The organism is Sphingobium sp. EM0848 (genome assembly GCF_013375555.1).
Taxonomy (GTDB): Bacteria; Pseudomonadota; Alphaproteobacteria; order Sphingomonadales; family Sphingomonadaceae; genus Sphingobium.
The window spans coordinates 2,044,961-2,064,857 of sequence record NZ_JABXWB010000001.1; the positions used below are offsets into that span (position 1 = coordinate 2,044,961).

A 19,897-nucleotide genomic window follows, 5' to 3' on the forward strand; every position below is an offset into this window, starting at 1 on the left:
CTTAGTAAACGCGCGCCTTGGGCTTGATATATTCCGCCTCGTCGGTCAGCGTATAGTCGTGCACCGGACGGTAATCGAGCGTCACCTTGCCGCCCTTGCCGCCCCAGCCCTCGAACCAGCTGATGGTGTGCTTCATCCACTCATTGTCGTCGCGGTTCGGGAAGTCCTCATGCGCATGGGCGCCGCGGCTTTCCTTGCGGTTTTCCGCGCTGACCATGGTGCAGACCGCCTGCGACATCAGGTTGTCCAGCTCCAGCGTCTCGATAAGGTCGGTGTTCCAGATCAGCGAACGGTCGCTGACGCCGACATCCTGCATGCGCGCATTGACCTCGGTCATCTTGGTGACGCCCTCGGCCAGCAGCGCGCTGTCGCGGAACACGGCGGCGTGCTTCTGCATGGTGTGCTGCATTTCGAGGCGGATCTTCGCCGTCGCGGAACCGCCCTTGGCGTTGCGGTAATGATCCAGACGGCCCAGCGCCAGATCGGCCGCATCCTTGGGCAGCGGACGATGCGAGCCGTTGGGCTTGATCGTTTCCTTGAGGTGCAGGCCGGTCGCGCGGCCGAAGACGACAAGGTCGATCAGCGAGTTGGAGCCGAGGCGGTTCGCGCCATGGACCGACACGCAGGCCGCTTCACCGACCGCATAGAGGCCCGGCACCACGACTTCCGGATCGTCGCCGACCTTGGTCACGACCTGCCCATGATAGTTACAGGGAATGCCGCCCATATTGTAATGGACGGTCGGCGTCACCGGCAGCGGCTGACGGGTCAGGTCGACGCCCGCGAAAATCTTGCCGCTTTCGGTGATGCCCGGCAGACGCTCGGCCAGCACCTTGGGATCGATATGGTCGAGGTGCAGGAAGATGTGGTCCTTGTTCGGACCCACGCCGCGCCCTTCGCGCATTTCCATCGCCATCGAGCGCGACACGACGTCACGCGACGCCAGGTCCTTCGCCGAGGGGGCATAGCGCTCCATGAAACGCTCGCCCTCGGAGTTGGTGAGGTAGCCGCCTTCGCCGCGCGCGCCTTCGGTGATGAGCACGCCCGCGCCGTAAATGCCGGTCGGGTGGAACTGCACGAACTCCAGATCCTGAAGCGGGAGGCCCGCGCGCAGCACCATGCCGCCGCCGTCGCCGGTGCAGCTGTGCGCCGAGGTGGCGGAGAAATAGGCACGGCCATAGCCGCCCGTCGCCAGCACCACTGCCTTGCTGCGGAAGCGATGGATCGAGCCGTCTTCCATGCAGATGGCGATGACGCCACGGCATTCCTTGCCGTTCGGGCCATCTTCCATGATGAGGTCGATGGCGAAATATTCGATGTAGAAGTCCGCGTCATACTTCAGGCTCTGCTGGTACAGAGCGTGCAGCATGGCGTGGCCGGTACGGTCTGCGGCGGCGCAGGTGCGCTGCACCGGCGGGCCGGCGCCCATATTCTGCATGTGGCCGCCGAAGGGACGCTGGTAGATCGTCCCATTCTCGTTACGGCTGAACGGCACGCCGGCATGTTCCAGCTCGATGACCGCCGCGGGGGCTTCGCGCACCATATATTCGATGGCGTCCTGATCGCCCAGCCAGTCCGACCCCTTGACGGTGTCGTACATGTGCCAGGTCCAGTGGTCCGGCGAGTTGTTGCCCAGCGACGCCGCGATGCCGCCCTGCGCCGCCACGGTGTGGCTGCGGGTCGGGAACAGCTTGGTGATGCAGGCGGTCTTCAGGCCCGCTTCCGCGCTGCCCATGGTCGCGCGCAGGCCGGAGCCGCCCGCACCCACCACGACGGTGTCGTAGGTGTGATCGATGATCTTATAGGCTTCGCTCATTACTTGACGATCCCCGTGAAGGCGATCTTGGCGATCGCGAAGACGCCCGCGGCCGCGCCGCCAAAGGCATAGAAGTTCAAGAGCAGCATGGAGAGGAAGGCCAGACCCTTGTCATGGACATAGTCCTCCAGCATCACCTGCATGCCCAGCCGCAGGTGCCAGAAGATGCTGACGATCATCAGCATCAGCGGCACGGCGACCAGCGGATTGTGAATCCAGTGCACGACGCTCTGATAATCAAGGCCGGGCAGCGCGATCAGGCTGAACAGCAGCCACAGCACCAGAAGCAGGTTGCCGATGGCGGTGTAACGCTGCGCCAGCCAATGGTGCGCGCCATGTTTGGCCGAGCCAAGACCACGGACGCGGCCGATTCCGGTTCCGGTTCCCATCAGAATTTCCCCGTGCAGATGGCGGCCCAGAAGGCCAGCGTGGCAAGCGTCGACAGGACGAAGGTCAGGAGCGACCACATCTTGTTGTTCTTGAGCTCATAGCCCGCGCCCATGTCGAGCACGAAGTGGCGCAGCCCGGAAAAGAGATGCTGGAAGAAGAACCAGCTGAGGCCCGCCATCACCAGATAACCGATGGGCGAAGTCGCGCAGGTCACGAAGGTCGCATAGGCCTCCGGCCCGGCAGCGGCGGCCATCAGCCACCAGACCAAACCCAATGCCCCAACCGTTGCCAGACCGTTGCCGGTCACGCGGTGCATGATGGAAACGGCCATTGCTGGTCCCCATTTCCAGATCGTCAAATGCGGCGAGAGCGGCCGGCTCGTGGTTCGCGCCATATCTACCTACGTCCCTGATGTTGTCCCTCGAGTCCCGTCCCCTTAGGAGCGAACGTGCGAGAGGGCAAGCCGCCTCGCCCACGCGATGGAACGTTGCCGATGAACCGGCCCGTGTCGACCGGCGCGCAACTAAGAAGTGATTAACCAAATGGCGCTATCGGTCGAACGGACCAACGAAACCAATTTTTGGGGTTCTGCCGAAGATGACTTCCTCCACCATGCCCAAGAGCAGCATTCTTGCAATGATGAAGGAGGTCGATCCGCACGGGGAACTGGCGCGGGGTCTGCGGGAGATTCGTGATCTGGTGGGCGACAACGCGACCGTGGCGGCGCGCACCTTCTACGATTCCTATATCGAGCAGACGGATCTGCGCAGGAAGCTTACCCCCGCGACCCTCGCGAAGATCGAGACAGAGGCGCATGAATATGTCCGCCAGAAGCTCGGCTATTATGAAGCGGGGGAATGGGCGATGTCGTCCGCCGCCTGCGTTCGCCACGCGCGCAAACAGGGATCGCCGCTGCGGTCCGTGCTCATGCCCGTGGCCACCGCCAATGAAAAGCTCATCGACATCATCTGGCAGCGTACCGACGATGAAACGACACGCCGCCGCCTGACGCATGTGATGATGCACGTCGGCATGTTCGATGCAGCGCTGATGGCGAATGTCATCGCCGGGGACGAAGCCGCCGCCCAGCGCGATGAGCGCCAGCGTTTCGGGACGTTGTTCGAACAGCGGATCATGGGCGAGATCGACGGCGCCTCGCAACTGGGCGAATCGCTGCGCGAACAGGCGAAGGACGCCTCCGCCGCCACCCGCGGCATGCTCGGCAAGGCATCGGAAGTGGCCGCCGCCGCCGAACAGTCCGCGCTCGCGATGCGGGAAGCCGCGCGCACGTCGGCCGGTCTGATCCGCGCGATCGAGGATGCCCGGACCGAGGTCGAAAGCGCCGCCGGCGTCGCCCAGCGCGCCGCGCGCCAGTCGGGCGATGCCGTCACCATGTCCGCCACCCTGTCCGAACATGCCAAGTCGATCGAGTCGATCCTGGGCCTGATCCGCGACATTGCGGGCCAGACCAATCTGCTCGCCCTCAACGCCACGATCGAGGCCGCGCGCGCGGGCGATGCCGGACGCGGCTTCGCGGTCGTCGCGCAGGAGGTGAAGAGCCTCGCCAACCAGACCGCCCGCGCCACCGACGAGATTGCGGGCAAGATCGCCGACATCCAGGCCTCGACCCGCCAGTCGGTCGAAACCAATGAGCGCATCCGTGACACGGTGGGCGAGGTTCAAGCCAGCGCCGAGCGCATCCGCCACGCCATGGACGCGCAGGCGCAAACGGTGACGATGATCACGGCGGCGGTCGACGAAACCGCGCTCGCCGCCGACTCCATGTCCTCCACGATCAGCGCGATCCGGCAGGATACCGAAGTCGTGGCGTCGGAGATCGACCAGCTCGAACGCGGCTTCATGAGCGTGGAAGGCAAGCTTTCAGGCCTGCGCGCCGCGTCCACCGACTTCGGCAAGCAGGTCGCCTGACGCGGACGGAGGGGGACCTCCAGACCGCTTTCCCTTCCTCCCCCAAAGGTCTAAAGGCGGCGACATGAACGATGTCGCACCCCCCACTTCCTTGACGGAACCGGCCGCCCAGAGCTGGAAAGTCACCCTGCCCTGCACCCGCGCCGAGGCCGAAGCGCTGGACGGGGATATTGCCGCCTTCGCCCTGATGGACCGCCCGCCCGTGCTGATGACCAGCGAGGCGGAACCGGACAATGAAGACAGCTGGCGGCTGGAAGCCTATTTCGAAGGCCAGCCCAGCCCCGCCGCGGTCAAGCTGCTCCGCTCGCTCGTCCCCAGTGCGGCGGGCACGAAACCGCTGGTCGAACAATTGCCGGACGAGGATTGGGTAACGCTCAGCCAGCAGGGGCTGGAACCCGTCACCGCCGGCCGTTTCCACGTCCGCAACCTCGCCAGCGACCCGCTACAGCCCGGCCATGTCAATTTCCTGATAGAGGCCAGTCGCGCCTTCGGCACCGGCCAGCATGAAACCACGGCGGGCTGTCTGATGATGCTCGACCGGATGCGCAGCATCGGCATGCGTTTCGGCAATGTCGCGGATATCGGCACCGGCACAGGCCTGCTCGCCTTCGCCGCGCTGCATCTCTGGCCCCGCGCCTATGCCACGGCATCCGACATCGATCCCGTCGCCGTCGAAATCAGCGGGGAAAATGCCGCCGCAAACGGCATATCGGCGGGGAAGGGTCAGGGCCAGCTCGCCCTCTACACGGCGGCGGGCGCGGACCATCCGGCCATCATCACCCGCGCGCCCTATGACCTGCTGATCGCCAATATCCTGGCCGGCCCGCTGATCGAACTTGCCCCCTCGCTCTGTGCGCTGGTCGAGGAAGGGGGGACGATCGTCCTTGCGGGCCTGCTCCGGGAGCAGGCCGACGCCGTGCTTGCCGCCTATCGCGCACAGGGGATGCGCCTTGCCGAACGGACCGACCGGGGCGACTGGCCGACGCTGCGCCTGCGCAAACGCCCGCAGATCGGCTGGAAACGTCCCCGCCGCATCGACGGCAGGGCGCGCGGTGAGGCGCCGGGCTTCGGCAGTATTTAACGGCAGGGGGCGGGGAAAGACCTTCCCTTGCCCCTATTTGCGTGGAATGCGCCGGGCGCTCGCCAGATGATGGGCGTGGGTGATGGCGACAGCCAGGGCGTCGGAGGCGTCCGGCCCCGCGACCTTTGCGCCGGGAAGGAGGCGGGACACCATGGCGTGGACCTGCTCCTTGGAAGCATTGCCAACGCCAACGACCGATTTCTTGACGAGACGGGCGGCATATTCGCCCACCTCCATGCCCGAGCGGGAGGCCGCCAGCAGCACGACGCCGCGCGCCTGCCCCAGTTTCAGCGTCGATTGCGGGTTCACATTGACGAACACTTCCTCGACCGCCGCGCCGCCCGGCTGATGTTCGAGGATGAGGTCGGTCAGCGCCAGGTCCAGCACCAGCAGACGATTCGCCAGCGCCATGCCGGAATCGGTCTTGATCTGACCGTTGGCGATATGGGTAAGGCGATTGCCGTCCGCGGCGATCAGGCCCCAGCCCGTGGTGCCGAGGCCGGGGTCGAGACCCAATATGATCATGCGTGGATCTCCGTTCGCTTCGAGTCCAGTCGAGCGCTACCGCGTAGCGGCTGCGCTCGACACGAACGGGGGCATTTTTTAACCCAGCTTCTCCATGACCTCGTCGGAGACTTCATAATTGCCCCAGACGGTCTGGACGTCGTCATCGTCTTCCAGCGTATCGACCAGCTTCATCAGCGTCGCGGCATTGCTCTCATCGACTTCGACGGTGGTCTGCGGCTTCCAGGCAAGCTTGGCGCCTTCGGCCGGGCCAATCTTGCCTTCCAGCGCCTTGGCGACTTCGTGCAGCGCGTCCATGGCGGTCCAGATTTCATGCTCGTCTTCATTGGAGGACACATCCTCCGCGCCCGCATCCAGCGCCGCTTCGAAGATCGCGTCGGCATCGCCCGCGCTCGCCGGATAGGTGATGAGACCCATGCGGTCGAAGCCATGGCTCACCGCGCCCGACGCGCCCAGATTGCCGCCATTTTTCGAGAAGGCGGTGCGCACATTGGTCGCTGTCCGGTTGCGGTTGTCGGTCAGCGCCTCGACGATGATGGCGACGCCGCCGGGGCCATAGCCCTCATAGCGGATTTCCTCGTAATTCTCCGTATCGCCGCCGATCGCCTTGTCGATGGCGCGCTGGATATTGTCCTTGGGCATGGACTGCGCCTTGGCGGCGTTGATCGCCAGGCGGAGACGCGGGTTCATGTCCGGGTCGGGCATGCCCATTTTCGCGGCCACGGTGATTTCGCGGCTGAGCTTGGAGAACATCGAGGAGCGCTTTTTGTCCTGCGCGCCCTTGCGATGCATGATGTTCTTGAATTTGGAATGGCCTGCCATGGATCCTGAATTCTTGTTTGCCGATTGAGGATTGATGGGCGCCCTTACACCAGCGAGCGGCCAAAGAGCAACCGTCAGAGCAATCTCTGCCACCAGCCGACATCGCGCCAACCGCCCATTTTCCATCCGACCTCGCGATAGACGCCGACGGGCGTGAAACCCATCGCCTCATGCAACGCGACGCTGGCGGCATTGGGCAAAGTGATGCCGGCGAAGACGGCGTGGCAGCCGCCCGCCTTAAGCTGCGGCAGCAGCATGTCATAGAGTGCGCGCCCTACCCCCTGTCGGGCGTGAGCGGGGTCGACATAGATGGCAACGTCTGCGGATGTCGCATAAGCCGCACGGGTCCGGTGCGCGCTGCCATAGGCGTAACCCGCCCCCTTCCCATCGGCCGTTTCCGCGATCAGCCACCCATGAGAAGCGCCATGGCTTGCGATACGCCGCGCCATTTCGGCGGCATCGGGCGCCTCCGTCTCGAAGCTGACGCAGCTTTCGGTGACGAAGGGGGCATAGATTTCCGCGCAACGCGCCGCATCGGACGGCCGTGCCGGGCGGATGTGCAGCGTCAAAACAGAATGGCCGTGCCCGAAGCCGTGACCATCAGCATCGATCCGCTGGACCCCACCGCCTCATAATCGAGATCGACGCCGACCACGGCATTGGCGCCCAGCACCGCCGCGCGGGTGCGCATTTCCCCGATCGCCTGTTCGCGGGCGCGTTGAAGCACATCCTCATAGGCGCCCGAGCGCCCGCCGACGATGTCGCGGACGCTGGCGAACAGGTCGCGGAAGAGATTGGCGCCCACGATCACCTCGCCGGTGACGATGCCGAGATATTCCTTCGCGGGCCGACCTTCCAATGTGGGAGTGGTGCTGACGATGATCTCGGACATGGAGGCGCTCTCCTTTGTTGGTGAGGTTGGTTATTCCAGACCCAAAGTCGGCTCTTTGAATGATGCCCCCGGCATCATTCCAGGCCAAGAGCCGACTTGTAGGTTTCCAGCAGCGCTTCGGCTTCCATGCGGGCGTTGCGTTCCATCTTCCGCAGGCGCACGATCGACCGCATCGTCTTCACGTCATAGCCATTGGCCTTGGCTTCCAGATAGACGTCCTTGATATCGTCCGCGATGCCCTTCTTTTCCTCTTCCAGGCGCTCGATGCGCTCGATGAAAAGGCGTAGCTGTTCGGCGGCGACATTGCCATCGCTCATGAGAATCTCCAGTCAGTGTGAATCGGTCGGGACAGGCTCCTAATGATTGTCGGCGTTCTTCGCCACACTCTCCTGCATCCTTGCGATCTGTTCCGGGGTCGCCTCACCCTGATAGCGGGACTTCCATTCGGCGAAGGGCATGCCGTGGATGATCTCCCGCGCCTCATCCTTGCCCAGCGTCCCGTCAGCTTCGGCAATCCAGTCGGCCAGGCAGTTGCGGCAAAAGCCCGCCGCGCCCATCAAATCAATATTTTGAACGTCGGTGCGGTGCTGCAAATGGGCCACCAGCCGTCGGAAGGCGGTTGCGGCCACTGCGTCGCTGAGTATGGTGTCGCTCACGGCGGAACCCTTTCGCTGATCTACATCATCCTGTCGTGCAGCACGGATAATCGAAAACCGCGCCCTGGCAAACCAGAGGCGAGCATGACGGTCAGGAGTTTGAGAATGACAAGATTACCGCCCCGTTCGCGCAAGGTCCGCATCCTCGCGACCCTTGGTCCCGCGAGCGACAGCCCGGAAATGATCCGGGCGCTGTTCGTCGCCGGGGCCGATGCCTTCCGCATCAACATGAGCCATGGGGCGCATGAGGATCATGCCGCGCGCATCGCCGCGATCCGCGCGCTGGAGAAAGAGTTCGGGCGCCCGACGACGATCCTGGGCGACCTTCAGGGACCAAAGCTGCGCGTCGGCACGTTCGAGCGCGGACTGGCGGTGCTGGAAACGGGGGCGTCCTTCGTGCTGGACAGCGATCCGACGCCGGGCGACGCAAAGCGCGTCAACCTGCCGCATCCGGAAATCTATGCGGCGCTGCTCCCCGAAACCCGGCTGCTGCTGGATGACGGCAAGATGGTGCTGCGCGTCAAGAAGGTGACGGAAGACCGCATCGACACAGTGGTCGAGGTCGGCGGCACGCTTTCCAACCGCAAGGGCGTGAACGTGCCCGATGTGGTGGTGCCGGTGCCCGCGCTGACGGAGAAGGATCGGCGCGACCTCAGCTTCGCGGTGGAACAGGGCTGTGACTGGATCGCGCTCAGCTTCGTGCAGCGGCCGGAGGATCTGGCCGAGGCGCGCAAGCTGATGGGCGGCGCGAGTGCGCTGATGGCGAAGATCGAGAAGCCGGCCGCCGTACAACGGCTGGAGGAAATCGTCGAACTGGCGGACGGCGTGATGGTCGCGCGCGGCGATCTGGGCGTGGAACTGCCGCCCCAGGCGGTGCCGCCCCTTCAGAAGCAGATCGTGGCGACGGCCCGGCGCATGGGCCGTCCGGTCGTGGTGGCGACGCAGATGCTCGAATCGATGATCAAGGCGCCGACGCCGACCCGCGCCGAAGTGTCGGACGTGGCGACGGCGGTTTATGACGGCGCCGACGCGATCATGCTGTCGGCGGAGACGGCGGCGGGCGACTGGCCGGTCGAAGCCGTGGCGATGATGGACAGCATCGCCCACAGCGTCGAGCGCGATCCGGGCTATTTCGGGCGGCTGCACTATACGGAGACGAAGCCCGATCCGACCACCGCCGACGCTTTGGCGGAGGGCGCGGGCGGCATCGTGTCCGTGGTCGGGGCGAGCGCGATCACCTGCTTCACCTCTTCGGGCAGCACCGTGCGCCGCGTGGCGCGCGAGCGGCCGATGACGCCGATCCTCGCCCTGACGCCGCGTCAGGACACCGCACGCAAACTGGGGCTGACCTGGGGCGTCTATGCGGTGCGGACCAAGGATATCGGCACGTTCGAGGAAATGATCGGCAAGGCCCGGCGGATGGCGCTGCGTCATGACATGGTCGCCAAAGGCGGCAAGATCGTGGTGCTGGCCGGTGTTCCCTTCGGCACGCCGGGATCGACCAATGTGCTGCACGTCGCCGCGATTCGCGGAGATGAGTTGAGGGGACGGGACTAAGCGCAGGGGCGCTTTCCCCCTGCCCCCTGCAAATCGTTCAAAGCAAACCCAACAGGGCCAGTTCCCGGCGCAGCATCGCTGCATCTCGGAACAGGTGGCCGTACATGCCCTGCGCCTGCGCCGCGACGATATTTTCCGCGCGGTCGTCGATGAACAGCGCCTGTTCCGCGCGCAGGCCGAATCGGTCGAGCGCCAGCCGGTAGATGGCGGGATCGGGCTTCACCAGCTTTTCCACGCCGGAAACCACGATGTCGCGAAAGGGCGCGAACAGGGCGGCTTCCCGGGCGTGGAAAGGCGTCCAGAACTCCGCGCTGAAATTGGTGATGGCGAAGAGCGCGACGCCCGCGCCGTGCAGGTCGCGCACGATCTCCGGCATGCCTGTGACGGCCGGACCTACGCTGTCGACGAATTTTTCACCCCATAGGCGAATCAGATCGGCGCGATCGGGATGGCGGGCGATCAATTCGGCGCTGGTTTCCGCGAAGGGACGGCCCTGATCATGCTGAAAATGCCAGTCCGTCGTCACCACGTCGCGGAGAAGTGCGTCGAGCGCCTGATCGTCGTCGATCAGGCGCTCGTGCAGAACCCTTGGGTTCCAGCGGTACAGGACATTGCCGACATCGAAGATGACGGCGGCAATTTCCGGCCTTTCAGTCATCGCATCGCTTAAGCAGAAAACCGGTTCCCACTTTTCTTCGCGATGCTTGATTAGCCCTGGCGGGCCTTGAAGCGGCGGTTGGTCTTGTTGATGACATAGGTGCGGCCGCGGCGGCGGATCACGCGGTTATCCCGGTGACGGCCCTTGAGCGACTTGAGCGAATTGCGGATCTTCATGGAACCAGCCTTATGAATGAATCTTGCGTGATCGAAAAATCGAAGCGCAGCCCCTATGGGTGAGGCGGCCGAAAGTCAAGGGCAACCAAGCGCATTTTGCCGCCATTCCTCCCCTGTGCGGCAAATCCACGGCTTCACGCTTTTAGGGGATTAGCGGCGCGGTGTCGTGTAGAGGGTGTCATCCTCTGGAGTTTCCGCCGATGTTGAAAAAGACCCTTCTCCCTTCCCTGCTCGCCCTTGGCCTAAGCGCCTGCGCCACCGCCATTCCTCCGGTCGAGGTGACGCGATTCCATATCGACAATCCGGTGCGCAGCGGAACCGTCGCGGTCGAGGAAATGGCAGGAAATCCCGATGTCGGACTGGAATTCCGCACCTATGCCGCCGCCGTCGATCAGGAATTGCAGCGGGCGGGTTTCACCGCCGCCGGGGAAGGCGCGAAGAGCGAATATGTCGCGCTGGTGGGCTTCCGCCGGACCTTTCGGGAAGCCAATGACTACGGCAATAACGGCAAGCCGGTGAGCGTCGGCATGGGCGGAGCCGTGGGGAGCCGTGGCTATTCCGGCCTTGGCCTTGGGATCGGCATCAACCTGTCGGGCAAGCCCAAGGGGCAGGTAGTCACCGAATTGCAGGTGCAGATCCGCCGCCGCGCCGATTCGACCACCATCTGGGAAGGCCGCGCGCAGACGCTGGCGCGCGAAGGCACGCCCGCCGCGCAGCCGGGCCTGGCCGCGCAGAAGCTCGCGGCGGCGTTGATCGGGGGCTATCCGGGAGAATCGGGTCGGACTATAACCGTCAAATGACCATCTCGATCACGAGCGCTTTCGACAGCGGCAATATTCGCCTTGTTTCCCTGAACGATAGTCCGGCCGGCGTCCGCGCCGAGCTGGAGATCGTGAAGGACCGGCAGAGCGACTTCTACCAATGGTTCCACTTCCGCGTGGCGGGCGTGGCCGGGCGAGAGGTCGAGCTGGCGATCACCAATTGCGGTGCGTCGGCCTATCCCGACGGCTGGCCGGGCTACAAGGCGCGCTTCAGCGAGGATCGCGAGAACTGGATGCTGGCGGACACCCGCTATGCCGACGGCACTTTGACGATCCGCCTGTCGCCCGATGCCAATGCGGTGTGGCTCGCCTATTTCGCGCCCTATTCGATGGAACGGCACCATGATCTGGTCGCCTGGGCCGCGTCACAGCCGGGGGTCGAGCATCGGGAACTGGGACTGACGCTCGACCGGCAGCCGCTCGACCTGCTGGTGCTGGGCGACGGGCCGAAGAAGGTCTGGCTCTATGCCCGCCAGCATCCGGGCGAGAGCATGGCCGAATGGTGGATGGAAGGGGCGCTGGAGCGGCTCTGCGACGAAGAGGATGCCGTAGCGCGGCTGCTGCGGCAAAAAGCGACCTTCTACATCGTGCCGAACATGAATCCCGACGGCAGCCGTCGCGGGCATTTGCGAACCAATGCGGTGGGGATCAACCTCAACCGCGAATGGCATGAACCGTCGATGGAGAAGAGCCCGGAAGTCTATCTGGTGCGCGCCGCGATGGACAAGGCGGGCGTGGATTTCGCCATGGACATGCATGGCGATGAGGCGATCGCCGCGGTGTTCCTGGCGGGGTTCGAGGGGGTTCCCTCGATCACCGAACGGCAATTGGGGCTGTACCGCCGCTATCGCGATACGCTGGCCGCCCGGACGCCCGACTTCCAGACGAAGAAGGGCTATCCCGTGGCGCCGGAGGGCAAGGCGAACCTTTCCATGTCGACCAACCAGCTGGCCGAGCGCTTCGGCGCGGTGGCGATGACGCTGGAAATGCCGTTCAAGGATAATGACGACCTGCCCGACCATGATTTCGGGTGGTCGCCGGCGCGCTCGATCCAGCTTGCCAAGGATTGCCTGGGCGTGCTGGCGGAGATGATCGACGAGATCGGATAGGGTTAGTTGCATGGACTCCTCCCCCTCCCGCTTGGGAAGGGGGAGAAGCCCATGCCAAGCCCTCAGGCGAACAGATCGCCCAGAAAGTCCACCATGGAACGGAAGCTGCGACGGTCGGCATCCGGCTGATAGGCCAGCCCCTTTTCCCGCATCCTGGCGTCATGGTCGGTGAAAGCGTGGCCGGTATGGCCATAGGCGTGGATTTGCCAGTCGCAACCGGCCTCGGTCAGTTCCTTCCCCAGCGCGACGGTGGCCTCGGGCGGCGCGATGGGGTCGTCCCAGCCATGACAGACCAGCAGTTTCGCGCCGATCTTCGCAGAGGGAAAGGGCGGTGCGTCATAGACGCCGTGGAAGCTGACGCCGCCCGCAATGTCCGCGCCGGAACGGGCAAGGTCGAGCACGCATTTGCCGCCAAAGCAGAAACCGATGGCAGCGGTGCGGCCCTCATCCGCCTCGGCCAGCGATTTCAGCACGGCATGGGCGGCGTTCAGCCGATCGCGCAGCAATCCGCGGTCGGCGTTCAGTTCGGCCATATAGCGGCCCATGTCCGGGTCCGCGCGGGTGGTACGCTTGCCCTGACCGAAAACATCCGCGACGAGGACGGTGTAGCCCAGCGCCGCGACCCTCTCCGCATAGGCGAAATCGGCTTCCTTGGTGCCCAGCACATTGGGGAAGAGCAGGATGCCGGGACGCGGCGCGGAAACGGCATCGTCGAACACGGCCATGCTCTCGAACAGGCCGCCGGGGCCTTCATGGACGGTGACGCGACGGGTGATGGTCATGGGCAGTTCCTTCGGGCTGGAGGATGAACAATGAAGGCAAAGGGCGTAGCCCTGATTGACCCGTTACCGCCAGTCGAAGCTCAACGGCGCCTCGCGAAAAGCGAAGCGGTCGAGATGATCCGCCACCACCTGCTTGAAGCGTTCGACATCGGCTCCCTCCTCCGGCTCGATGGTGACGGTCAGGGCTTCGGCCCCGGCCGCCATCCGAATCGGCCCCATGGGAAAGGCAATCACGCCCTGCTGCGCGTCGAATTCGGTGTCGAACTTATGCCCCCAATGCTTGCATAGCTGCTGGAGATAGCGGCTGGCATGGGCGGTCGGCACATTTGCGGTGAGGCTTTGGGCAATTGGGGCCACGGGTCAGAGCCTTTCGATCTTGCTGGCGGCCTCGTCGATCAGCGAGGCGACGTCGAACATGGTCTGGGCATCCGCCCCTTCCTTTTCAAGCCGCGCCCGGACCGCCATGCCCAGATTGTGCATCGCCCGTCGAATCGGCGCGCCATCGACACGCTCGGCCTTCTTCGCCAGTGAACCAAGACGATCCATGACCTCCTTCACGCCTTCGGCCTGTTCGGCCAGATGGGCCGACCCCGCTGGCGTGATGGCGAAGAGCTTGCGGCTGCTTTCACCCGGCTGCTCGGCGATCAGGTCCATGTCCGCCAGCAATGTCAGCGTCGGATAGACGACGCCCGGACTGGGCGCATAGACCTCTCCCGACAGGCTCTGGATCTCGCGGATCAGGTCATAGCCGTGACGGGGGCTGTCCGCGATCAGCTTGAGCAGAATGAGTTTGAGCGCGTCATTGCCGAACAGGCGCCGACGGCCACCGCCCCGCCCTCCGCCAAAGCGCCCGCCGCCTCCGAAAGGCCCTCCTTCGAAGCGGCCGCCAAAGGGACCGCGATCGAAACCTTCCGGCCCGAAAAAGCGGCCACGACCGAAATCGCGGCGCCCGCCGCGATGAGGATGATGAAAATGCATATAGGAGTCTCTCAACTGTTTCATGATGCGTTTAGATATATCTTAAAAAAGGACGCCGTCAAGATTTACGATATATCTTTTTATATCTCATGTGCCTGCTCTCGCACCCAAACGGAAAAGGCCCGCCGGACACAGGGTCCGGCGGGCCTTCGCATTTTTAAACCGACAAGCCTGTCAGTCGGGCTTTTTCGCCACGCTGACCAGCGCCGGACGCAGCAACCGATCCTTGATCGTATAGCCTGCCTGCATCTCGACCAGCACCGTACCCGGCTCCGCATCGGCGGAGGGCACTTCCATCATCGCCTGATGCTTGTTGGGGTCCAGCGGCTGGCCGACCGACTCCAGCTTCTCGATGCCGTTGCGGCCGAAGACGGCCTCCAGCTCGCGCCCGGTGGCCTCCAGTCCCGCGACCAGTCCCTTGAACTTCTCGTCCTCACGCAGATCGGCGGGAATCGCCTGAAGCGCCCGCCCCAGATTGTCCGCCACCGACAGCATGTCCCGGGCGAAGGACGTCGCGGCATAGGAGCGCGCGTCGGCCAGTTCCTTTTCCAGCCGCCGCCGCACATTCTGCGTCTCGGCATGGGCATAGAGGACGTCCTGCTTGGCGGTCGCCAGCTCGTTTTCCAATGCGGTGATCCTTTCCGCCGCCGCGTCGCCAACCGGCGCCGCATCCTCGGGCAGTTCGTCCACAAGTTCGGTATTTTCGATATTCTGTTTTTCTTCGCTCATCTCATCAATCTCGACAGCGTCTGCGCAGTGAAGTCCACCATGGGGATCACCCGCGCATAGTTCAAGCGCGTCGGCCCGATTACGCCGACCACGCCCACCACCCGGCCGTCACCGCCCCGGTAAGGCGCGGCTATGACCGAAGAACCCGACAGGGAAAAGAGCTTGTTTTCCGAGCCGATGAAGATTTTGGTCGCGCTGCCCGCCAAAGCGCTTTCCAGCAGGTGCGAAATTTCCTGCTTGCCTTCAAGCTGTTCCAGCAGTTGCCGCACCCGCTCCAGATCGGCGGCGGTGCCGTCATCCAGCAGATGCGCCTGCCCCCGCACGATCAGCACGGGGCGCTCGTCCGCATCCTGCGACCAGACGGCAATACCGCGCGCCACCAATTCCCGCGCCGCGCCCTGCAACGCGTGACGTTCATGCTCCAGTTCGCGCTGCAAGGCCTCGCCCGCCTGCGCAAGCGTCATCCCGCCAAAGCGCGCCGACATGAAATTGGCCGCCTCATTCAGCATCATCGGCGTCACGCCGATGGGCAGGTCGACCATGCGATTTTCGATGGACCCGTCCTGCCCCACCAGCACGGCCAGCGCCTGCCGCTCGTTCAACGGCACGAAACCGAATTGCCGCAGCACCGGCTCGCGCTTGGGCACCATCACGATGCCCGCACAGGCGGACAGGCCCGACAGCGCCGCCGTGGCCGCCGACAGCGCCTCCTCGATCGGTCCGCCTTCGGAAATCCCGGCCTCGATGGCGCGCCGCTCCTCCATCGAAGGCTCCGCCGCCTGCATCATGCCGTCGACGAAGAGCCTGAGGCCGGTTTCGGTCGGCATCCGCCCCGCAGAGGTATGCGGCGCGGCCAGCAGGCCCAGTTCCTCCAGATCCTGCATCACATTGCGGATGGAGGCGGGGGACAGGCTCAAGCTTGCCATCTTGCTGATCGTGCGCGAAGCGACGGGCAGTCCGGTCCCGAGATAGCTCTCGACCACCAGACGGAAAACGTCGCGCGCCCGTTCGTTCAACTCAGTGATCGGGGTGACCGCCATAAGGATTATCTAGGCAAGCATCGGCGCGCGCTCAAGCCCGCCAATCACTTGCCCTTGGCGGCGGTGGGTTTCACCATCGCCGCAATGTCCAGCATTTTGGGAATGGACGCGATGGTCGCGCGCAACCTGCCATAGCCCGCATCCATGCAGCCCGACTGGAATTCCAGTCGGGTCGGCTGCGCACCGTCGCGCGTCCATTCGATCACATAGCCGGGCATGTCGGTCGCGAAGCGGGCGCAATTCTCGCCCTGCCCGATTCGCTTCGATGTCCCCTGCGCGGGCCGGAACTGCGCCAGCGCAGTGCGGAAACGACGATATTGCAGGGGAGTCACGGTAAAGCGGGTCGGCCCCGGCACGGCGGTAAAGCGCTGCGGCTCGATCAACCCGGACCCGTCCGGCGTCACGCGCAGGGTATAGCTGGGGCAGGCGCCGAAACAGGAGCCGGCGGAAAATCGGATCGTGTCGCCGGCAGCCGTCGGCTTCTCCAGCTCGGTCTGTTCCGTCGCGCAAGCGCCCAGCAGCGCCGTCGCCGCCAAAATCATGATCGCTTTCGTCCCCATGCCCCGTTCCCTAGCATCTTTCGCATATATCGCCACTGGCAAGACTGCGCGCCTGCCGCTAAGCCGCACCCGTACAACGCTTCGGAGAAGAAATTTTATGCGTCCTTCCGGCCGCGCGCCCGACCAGATGCGCGAAATCACCATGGAACCCGGCTTCACCATCCATGCCGAGGGCAGCTGCCTCGTCAGTTTCGGCGACACCCGCGTCCTGTGCACCGCCTCGATCGAGGAAAAGGTCCCCCCCTTCCTGCGCGGCAAGGGATCGGGCTGGGTCACGGCGGAATATGGCATGCTGCCCCGCGCCACCCACACCCGCGGCAGCCGCGAGGCCGCCAAGGGCAAGCAGTCGGGCCGCACCCAGGAAATCCAGCGCCTGATCGGCCGCTCGCTGCGCGCCGTGGTCGATCTGGAAAAGCTGGGCGAGCGCCAGATCGTGGTCGATTGCGACGTGATCCAGGCCGATGGCGGCACCCGCACCGCCGCCATTTCGGGCAGCTGGGTCGCGCTGCGCATCGCCATCGACAAGCTGCTGGCGTCGGGCGCGCTCAAGGAAGACCCGATCATGCAGAAGGTCGCGGCGATCAGCTGCGGCATCTATAACGGCACGCCCGTCCTCGACCTCGACTATGCCGAGGACAGCAATGCGCAGGCCGACGCCAACCTCATCCTGACCGGCGATGGCAAATTTGCGGAAGTGCAGGCGACCGCGGAAGGCGCTACCTATGACGAGGAAGAGCTGCTTCGCCTGCTGCGTCTCGCCCGCATCGGCTGCGCGCAGATCTTCGCGGCGCAGGACAAGGCTACGGGACGATAAGATGAGCGACGAGTTCGGACAGGAACAGGCGATCCGCAAGCTGGGGCCGGGCAGGCTGGTGATCGCCAGCCACAATCCCGGCAAGGTACGCGAAATTGGCGAACTGCTGGCGCCCTATGGCATTGAAACGGTGTCCGCCGCCGCGCTGGACCTGCCCGAACCCGATGAGACCGGCACGACCTTCATCGCCAATGCGGAGCTGAAGGCGATGCAGGCGGCCGATCTTTCCGGCCTGCCCGCGCTGGCCGACGATAGCGGCCTGTGCGTCGAGGCGCTGAACGGCGATCCCGGCATCTTCTCCGCCCGCTGGGCTGGCGAGACCAAGGATTTCGGCCTCGCCATGCAACTGGTCCACGACAATATGGCGGCCCAGGGACCGGAAGTCGGCCATGGCGCGCATTTCGTCTGCGCCCTCGCCCTCGCCTGGCCCGACGGCCATGTCGAGGTGTTCGAAGGCCGCGTCGACGGCACGATCGTCTGGCCGCCGCGTGGGGACAAGGGCTTTGGCTATGACCCCATCTTCCAACCGCACGGCCACACTATCAGCTTCGGTGAGATGGAGCCGGAAAAGAAGCATGCCATGAGCCACCGCGCCGATGCGTTCCGGCAGATGGTGGCGGCGGTTTTCTGACCGATCCCCTCCTTCGGGGGAGAGGGGTCAGTCTCTGTCACTCGCCCCCGGCAAATTGGGGCGGCGTCGCCGGATCGCGATCCAACGGCCCCATGCCGAACCTGTTCCCCGCCGGATAATAGCGGCAGACGAGATAGTCGTAGCTCGCCCCTTCGGCGAGCGCGCATCCGACCTTGCGCGTGCCGCGCCAGATGATCTGGGTATAATGGCCCACATCCTCCCAACGCCCCGTCGAACTGAGATCGGGCAGCTTGCCGCCCCGCAGGAAATAGCGCTTCTCATCGAGGAAGGAGCCGACCATCACCTCATAGTCATAAAGGCCCCGCGACCCCATCCAGAGATTCTCGCCGCTCGGAATGGCGCGACTGGCACGGGGCGAATGGCGGAAGATATTGGTCTGCGCCATCTGCCGGGCATAGCGCGCCGCGTCGGCCGCCAAAGCGCTGTCCCACGCCAGCGGCGCCAGCCCCAGCGACTCGCGCTCCTCATTCTGCATGCCCAGCGCAACCTCGCGCAGCAGACCGTCGTCGCGGTCCGCTTCCTCCATGCCGTAATAGGATGGCGGCATGGTCGGTGGCAGGGAATGCGTTCCATGAGAGGGCGCTGCGCCACCCTGCCCCGCAACCGCCAGCAAAATGCCCGCCAACGCTAACCGCGCCGGCCAAATCCGTGGAGAGCGCCTTTGATTATCGCATCGCTTTTGCAAAAAACCGGTTCCCACTTTTTTGCGCGATGCTTTAGAACCACCCCCACTCATGCCCCCGACCCCTTTTAACCCCGCTGCGCCTTCGGCCGAGCCCATAGCCTTATATGTGCATTGGCCATTTTGCGTTTCCAAATGTCCTTATTGCGATTTTAACAGCCATGTGCGGGCGGACATTGACGAAGATGCCTGGCGCGACGCGCTGCTAGACGATCTGACCCATGAAGCGGCGATGAACGGCGGGCGGCCCCTTTCCTCGATCTTCTTCGGCGGCGGCACGCCTTCTCTGATGCCACCCCGGATCGTGGAAACGCTGATCGATGCAGCGACGCGCCACTGGAGCCCCACCCACGACATAGAGATCACGCTGGAGGCCAATCCCAGCTCGGTCGAGGCCGCGCGGTTCGCCGATCTGGCAACGGCGGGCGTAAACCGCGTATCGCTCGGCCTTCAGGCGCTGGAGGACGAAGCGCTGCATTTTCTGGGCCGCGCCCATGATGTGCGGGAGGGACTGGCGGCACTCGACGTCGCGCAATCGGTGTTCAGCCGCGTGAATTTCGATCTCATCTACGCCCGGCCGGGCCAGAGCGAAGCGGATTGGGAAGCGGAACTGGAGCAGGGCCTATCCTTCGGCACCGATCATCTCTCGCTTTATCAACTGACGATCGAGCCGGGGACCCGCTTTGCGACGCTGGTGGCGCAGGGCAAGCTGACCCCCGCCGACCCGGACCATGCCGCGACCCTCTATGAACGGACGCAGGCAATGACGGCAGAGGCGGGCATCCCCGCCTATGAGATCAGCAACCACGCCCGGCCGGGTCAGGAAAGCCGCCATAACCTCACCTATTGGCGTTATGGCGACTATGCCGGGGTCGGGCCGGGCGCGCATGGTCGGCGCGGGGGCCTGGCAACGCTGCGACACAAAAAGCCGGAAAACTGGATGAACGCGGTCGCCCGCAACGGCCATGGCCTGCAAAGCGAGGAGCCGCTCGCGCCCGAGGACCGGGCGCGGGAGGCGCTGCTGATGGGCCTGCGATTAGGAGAAGGGGTGGATCTGGAGCGAATTGCGCGGATTTCGGGCCTGACGATCGAGGCTCTGGTCGACGGGAATGCCATAGCGCGATTGTCGGCTCACGGCCTTGTCCGGCGAGAAGGGCCGCAACTATCCATCGAACCTGCTGGCATGCTGCTGCTGGACGCCATCCTGCCGGAGATCGTTGCGGTTTAG

26 protein-coding genes are annotated in these 19,897 nt (G+C 64.6%); 8 read left to right on the forward strand and 18 right to left on the reverse strand.

What is annotated here, in order from left to right; genetic code table 11:
- Position 1 precedes the first annotated feature (1 nt).
- From sdhA to sdhC, 3 genes are read right to left on the reverse strand one after another with little or no spacing between them, the layout of a single operon-like run.
- Entirely contained in the window at positions 2-1,816 is a 1,815-nt protein-coding gene (gene sdhA / locus HUK73_RS09795; RefSeq protein WP_176591730.1) for a succinate dehydrogenase flavoprotein subunit, read from the reverse strand.
- Positions 1,816-2,205 carry a succinate dehydrogenase, hydrophobic membrane anchor protein gene (gene sdhD, locus HUK73_RS09800; RefSeq protein ID WP_176591731.1) on the reverse strand — a complete coding sequence of 130 codons (390 nt, stop codon included), beginning with the start codon at positions 2,203-2,205 and terminating at the stop codon, positions 1,816-1,818. The genes sdhA and sdhD overlap by 1 nt, the downstream gene beginning before the upstream one ends.
- Positions 2,205-2,537, reverse strand: coding sequence for a succinate dehydrogenase, cytochrome b556 subunit (gene sdhC, locus HUK73_RS09805; protein ID WP_369805468.1), 333 nt, complete (start codon positions 2,535-2,537; stop codon positions 2,205-2,207). The genes sdhD and sdhC overlap by 1 nt, the downstream gene beginning before the upstream one ends.
- A gap of 305 nt (positions 2,538-2,842) precedes the next feature.
- Here sdhC and HUK73_RS09810 point away from each other — a divergent pair, with 305 nt between their 5' ends.
- Both HUK73_RS09810 and HUK73_RS09815 read left to right on the forward strand, forming a co-directional pair.
- Positions 2,843-4,135, forward strand: coding sequence for a methyl-accepting chemotaxis protein (locus HUK73_RS09810; protein WP_369805518.1), 1,293 nt, complete (start codon positions 2,843-2,845; stop codon positions 4,133-4,135).
- Positions 4,136-4,199: 64 nt separating this feature from the next.
- Complete coding sequence (locus tag HUK73_RS09815) at positions 4,200-5,216, forward strand: 50S ribosomal protein L11 methyltransferase (RefSeq protein ID WP_176591734.1); 1,017 nt, start codon at positions 4,200-4,202, stop codon at positions 5,214-5,216.
- A 33-nt stretch (positions 5,217-5,249) separates the two neighbouring features.
- Here HUK73_RS09815 and ruvC read toward each other — a convergent pair whose 3' ends face one another.
- The 6 genes from ruvC to HUK73_RS09845 all read right to left on the reverse strand — a co-directional run bounded on the left by ruvC (position 5,250) and on the right by HUK73_RS09845 (position 8,111).
- Positions 5,250-5,741, reverse strand: coding sequence for a crossover junction endodeoxyribonuclease RuvC (ruvC, locus tag HUK73_RS09820; protein WP_176591735.1), 492 nt, complete (start codon positions 5,739-5,741; stop codon positions 5,250-5,252).
- Positions 5,742-5,819: 78 nt separating this feature from the next.
- Positions 5,820-6,563 (reverse strand): YebC/PmpR family DNA-binding transcriptional regulator, encoded by a 744-nt coding sequence (locus HUK73_RS09825; protein ID WP_176591736.1) that lies wholly within the window; start codon positions 6,561-6,563, stop codon positions 5,820-5,822.
- Between the two features lie 74 nt (positions 6,564-6,637).
- Positions 6,638-7,132, reverse strand: coding sequence for an arsinothricin resistance N-acetyltransferase ArsN1 family B (locus tag HUK73_RS09830; protein ID WP_176591737.1), 495 nt, complete (start codon positions 7,130-7,132; stop codon positions 6,638-6,640).
- Positions 7,129-7,455, reverse strand: coding sequence for a heavy metal-binding domain-containing protein (locus HUK73_RS09835; protein WP_176591738.1), 327 nt, complete (start codon positions 7,453-7,455; stop codon positions 7,129-7,131). The genes HUK73_RS09830 and HUK73_RS09835 overlap by 4 nt, the downstream gene beginning before the upstream one ends.
- 74 nt (positions 7,456-7,529) lie before the next feature.
- Positions 7,530-7,772, reverse strand: a complete 243-nt coding sequence (locus HUK73_RS09840; protein WP_150290645.1) for a DUF2312 domain-containing protein — start codon at positions 7,770-7,772, stop codon at positions 7,530-7,532.
- Between the two features lie 39 nt (positions 7,773-7,811).
- Entirely contained in the window at positions 7,812-8,111 is a 300-nt protein-coding gene (locus HUK73_RS09845) for a DUF1244 domain-containing protein (RefSeq protein ID WP_176591739.1), read from the reverse strand.
- Between the two features lie 105 nt (positions 8,112-8,216).
- Here HUK73_RS09845 and pyk point away from each other — a divergent pair, with 105 nt between their 5' ends.
- Positions 8,217-9,668, forward strand: a complete 1,452-nt coding sequence (gene pyk, locus HUK73_RS09850; RefSeq protein ID WP_176591740.1) for a pyruvate kinase — start codon at positions 8,217-8,219, stop codon at positions 9,666-9,668.
- Positions 9,669-9,705: 37 nt separating this feature from the next.
- On the opposite strand, the gene HUK73_RS09855 is transcribed toward pyk, so the two are convergent.
- On the reverse strand, positions 9,706-10,326 hold the full coding sequence (locus tag HUK73_RS09855; RefSeq protein WP_176591741.1) for an HAD family phosphatase: 621 nt from the start codon (positions 10,324-10,326) through the stop codon (positions 9,706-9,708).
- A 50-nt stretch (positions 10,327-10,376) separates the two neighbouring features.
- Complete coding sequence (gene ykgO, locus HUK73_RS09860) at positions 10,377-10,502, reverse strand: type B 50S ribosomal protein L36 (protein WP_004210176.1); 126 nt, start codon at positions 10,500-10,502, stop codon at positions 10,377-10,379.
- 200 nt (positions 10,503-10,702) lie between these two features.
- On the opposite strand from ykgO, the gene HUK73_RS09865 reads away from it, so the two are divergent.
- Positions 10,703-11,302, forward strand: a complete 600-nt coding sequence (locus HUK73_RS09865; RefSeq protein WP_176591742.1) for a DUF4136 domain-containing protein — start codon at positions 10,703-10,705, stop codon at positions 11,300-11,302.
- Complete coding sequence (locus tag HUK73_RS09870) at positions 11,299-12,432, forward strand: carboxypeptidase family protein (RefSeq protein WP_176591743.1); 1,134 nt, start codon at positions 11,299-11,301, stop codon at positions 12,430-12,432. Before HUK73_RS09865 ends, HUK73_RS09870 begins: the two co-directional genes overlap by 4 nt.
- A 62-nt stretch (positions 12,433-12,494) precedes the next feature.
- On the opposite strand, the gene HUK73_RS09875 is transcribed toward HUK73_RS09870, so the two are convergent.
- The 6 genes from HUK73_RS09875 to HUK73_RS09900 form a co-directional block, all read right to left on the reverse strand.
- Entirely contained in the window at positions 12,495-13,214 is a 720-nt protein-coding gene (locus tag HUK73_RS09875) for a dienelactone hydrolase family protein (RefSeq protein WP_176591744.1), read from the reverse strand.
- A gap of 63 nt (positions 13,215-13,277) precedes the next feature.
- Positions 13,278-13,571, reverse strand: coding sequence for a DUF2218 domain-containing protein (locus tag HUK73_RS09880; RefSeq protein WP_369805469.1), 294 nt, complete (start codon positions 13,569-13,571; stop codon positions 13,278-13,280).
- A 3-nt stretch (positions 13,572-13,574) separates the two neighbouring features.
- Positions 13,575-14,192, reverse strand: coding sequence for a PadR family transcriptional regulator (locus HUK73_RS09885; protein ID WP_176591745.1), 618 nt, complete (start codon positions 14,190-14,192; stop codon positions 13,575-13,577).
- A 174-nt stretch (positions 14,193-14,366) separates the two neighbouring features.
- The gene (gene grpE, locus HUK73_RS09890; RefSeq protein WP_176591746.1) at positions 14,367-14,921 is read right to left on the reverse strand and encodes a nucleotide exchange factor GrpE; all 555 of its coding nucleotides are present in this window, start codon (positions 14,919-14,921) and stop codon (positions 14,367-14,369) included.
- Positions 14,918-15,961 carry a heat-inducible transcriptional repressor HrcA gene (hrcA, locus tag HUK73_RS09895; protein ID WP_176591747.1) on the reverse strand — a complete coding sequence of 348 codons (1,044 nt, stop codon included), beginning with the start codon at positions 15,959-15,961 and terminating at the stop codon, positions 14,918-14,920. Before hrcA ends, grpE begins: the two co-directional genes overlap by 4 nt.
- A gap of 44 nt (positions 15,962-16,005) precedes the next feature.
- Complete coding sequence (locus HUK73_RS09900) at positions 16,006-16,521, reverse strand: DUF6438 domain-containing protein (protein WP_176591748.1); 516 nt, start codon at positions 16,519-16,521, stop codon at positions 16,006-16,008.
- Positions 16,522-16,618: 97 nt separating this feature from the next.
- On the opposite strand from HUK73_RS09900, the gene rph reads away from it, so the two are divergent.
- Both rph and rdgB read left to right on the forward strand, forming a co-directional pair.
- Positions 16,619-17,335: a ribonuclease PH gene (gene rph, locus HUK73_RS09905; RefSeq protein ID WP_176591749.1), complete on the forward strand. Its 717-nt coding sequence runs from the start codon at positions 16,619-16,621 to the stop codon at positions 17,333-17,335.
- 1 nt (position 17,336) lies between these two features.
- Positions 17,337-17,966: an RdgB/HAM1 family non-canonical purine NTP pyrophosphatase gene (gene rdgB, locus HUK73_RS09910; RefSeq protein ID WP_176591750.1), complete on the forward strand. Its 630-nt coding sequence runs from the start codon at positions 17,337-17,339 to the stop codon at positions 17,964-17,966.
- A gap of 37 nt (positions 17,967-18,003) precedes the next feature.
- Here the strand turns inward: rdgB and HUK73_RS09915 are convergent, their stop codons facing one another.
- Complete coding sequence (locus HUK73_RS09915) at positions 18,004-18,534, reverse strand: CAP domain-containing protein (RefSeq protein ID WP_176592907.1); 531 nt, start codon at positions 18,532-18,534, stop codon at positions 18,004-18,006.
- 187 nt (positions 18,535-18,721) lie between these two features.
- Here HUK73_RS09915 and hemW point away from each other — a divergent pair, with 187 nt between their 5' ends.
- Positions 18,722-19,897 carry a radical SAM family heme chaperone HemW gene (hemW, locus tag HUK73_RS09920; RefSeq protein WP_176591751.1) on the forward strand — a complete coding sequence of 392 codons (1,176 nt, stop codon included), beginning with the start codon at positions 18,722-18,724 and terminating at the stop codon, positions 19,895-19,897.

Coding starts and splice junctions, on each gene's coding strand:
- HUK73_RS09900 (WP_176591748.1), bottom strand. CDS start 16,521: ATGGGGACGAAAGCGATCATGATTTTGGCGGCGACGGCGCTGCTGGGC.
- HUK73_RS09875 (WP_176591744.1), bottom strand. CDS start 13,214: ATGACCATCACCCGTCGCGTCACCGTCCATGAAGGCCCCGGCGGCCTG.
- HUK73_RS09810 (WP_369805518.1), top strand. CDS start 2,843: ATGATGAAGGAGGTCGATCCGCACGGGGAACTGGCGCGGGGTCTGCGG.
- ykgO (WP_004210176.1), bottom strand. CDS start 10,502: ATGAAGATCCGCAATTCGCTCAAGTCGCTCAAGGGCCGTCACCGGGAT.
- ruvC (WP_176591735.1), bottom strand. CDS start 5,741: ATGATCATATTGGGTCTCGACCCCGGCCTCGGCACCACGGGCTGGGGC.
- hemW (WP_176591751.1), top strand. CDS start 18,722: ATGCCCCCGACCCCTTTTAACCCCGCTGCGCCTTCGGCCGAGCCCATA.
- rdgB (WP_176591750.1), top strand. CDS start 17,337: ATGAGCGACGAGTTCGGACAGGAACAGGCGATCCGCAAGCTGGGGCCG.
- HUK73_RS09865 (WP_176591742.1), top strand. CDS start 10,703: ATGTTGAAAAAGACCCTTCTCCCTTCCCTGCTCGCCCTTGGCCTAAGC.
- HUK73_RS09825 (WP_176591736.1), bottom strand. CDS start 6,563: ATGGCAGGCCATTCCAAATTCAAGAACATCATGCATCGCAAGGGCGCG.
- HUK73_RS09840 (WP_150290645.1), bottom strand. CDS start 7,772: ATGAGCGATGGCAATGTCGCCGCCGAACAGCTACGCCTTTTCATCGAG.
- sdhA (WP_176591730.1), bottom strand. CDS start 1,816: ATGAGCGAAGCCTATAAGATCATCGATCACACCTACGACACCGTCGTG.
- HUK73_RS09915 (WP_176592907.1), bottom strand. CDS start 18,534: ATGCCGCCATCCTATTACGGCATGGAGGAAGCGGACCGCGACGACGGT.
- pyk (WP_176591740.1), top strand. CDS start 8,217: ATGACAAGATTACCGCCCCGTTCGCGCAAGGTCCGCATCCTCGCGACC.
- HUK73_RS09835 (WP_176591738.1), bottom strand. CDS start 7,455: ATGTCCGAGATCATCGTCAGCACCACTCCCACATTGGAAGGTCGGCCC.
- sdhC (WP_369805468.1), bottom strand. CDS start 2,537: ATGGCCGTTTCCATCATGCACCGCGTGACCGGCAACGGTCTGGCAACG.
- hrcA (WP_176591747.1), bottom strand. CDS start 15,961: ATGGCGGTCACCCCGATCACTGAGTTGAACGAACGGGCGCGCGACGTT.
- rph (WP_176591749.1), top strand. CDS start 16,619: ATGCGTCCTTCCGGCCGCGCGCCCGACCAGATGCGCGAAATCACCATG.
- sdhD (WP_176591731.1), bottom strand. CDS start 2,205: ATGGGAACCGGAACCGGAATCGGCCGCGTCCGTGGTCTTGGCTCGGCC.
- grpE (WP_176591746.1), bottom strand. CDS start 14,921: ATGAGCGAAGAAAAACAGAATATCGAAAATACCGAACTTGTGGACGAA.
- HUK73_RS09855 (WP_176591741.1), bottom strand. CDS start 10,326: ATGACTGAAAGGCCGGAAATTGCCGCCGTCATCTTCGATGTCGGCAAT.
- HUK73_RS09815 (WP_176591734.1), top strand. CDS start 4,200: ATGAACGATGTCGCACCCCCCACTTCCTTGACGGAACCGGCCGCCCAG.
- HUK73_RS09885 (WP_176591745.1), bottom strand. CDS start 14,192: ATGCATTTTCATCATCCTCATCGCGGCGGGCGCCGCGATTTCGGTCGT.
- HUK73_RS09870 (WP_176591743.1), top strand. CDS start 11,299: ATGACCATCTCGATCACGAGCGCTTTCGACAGCGGCAATATTCGCCTT.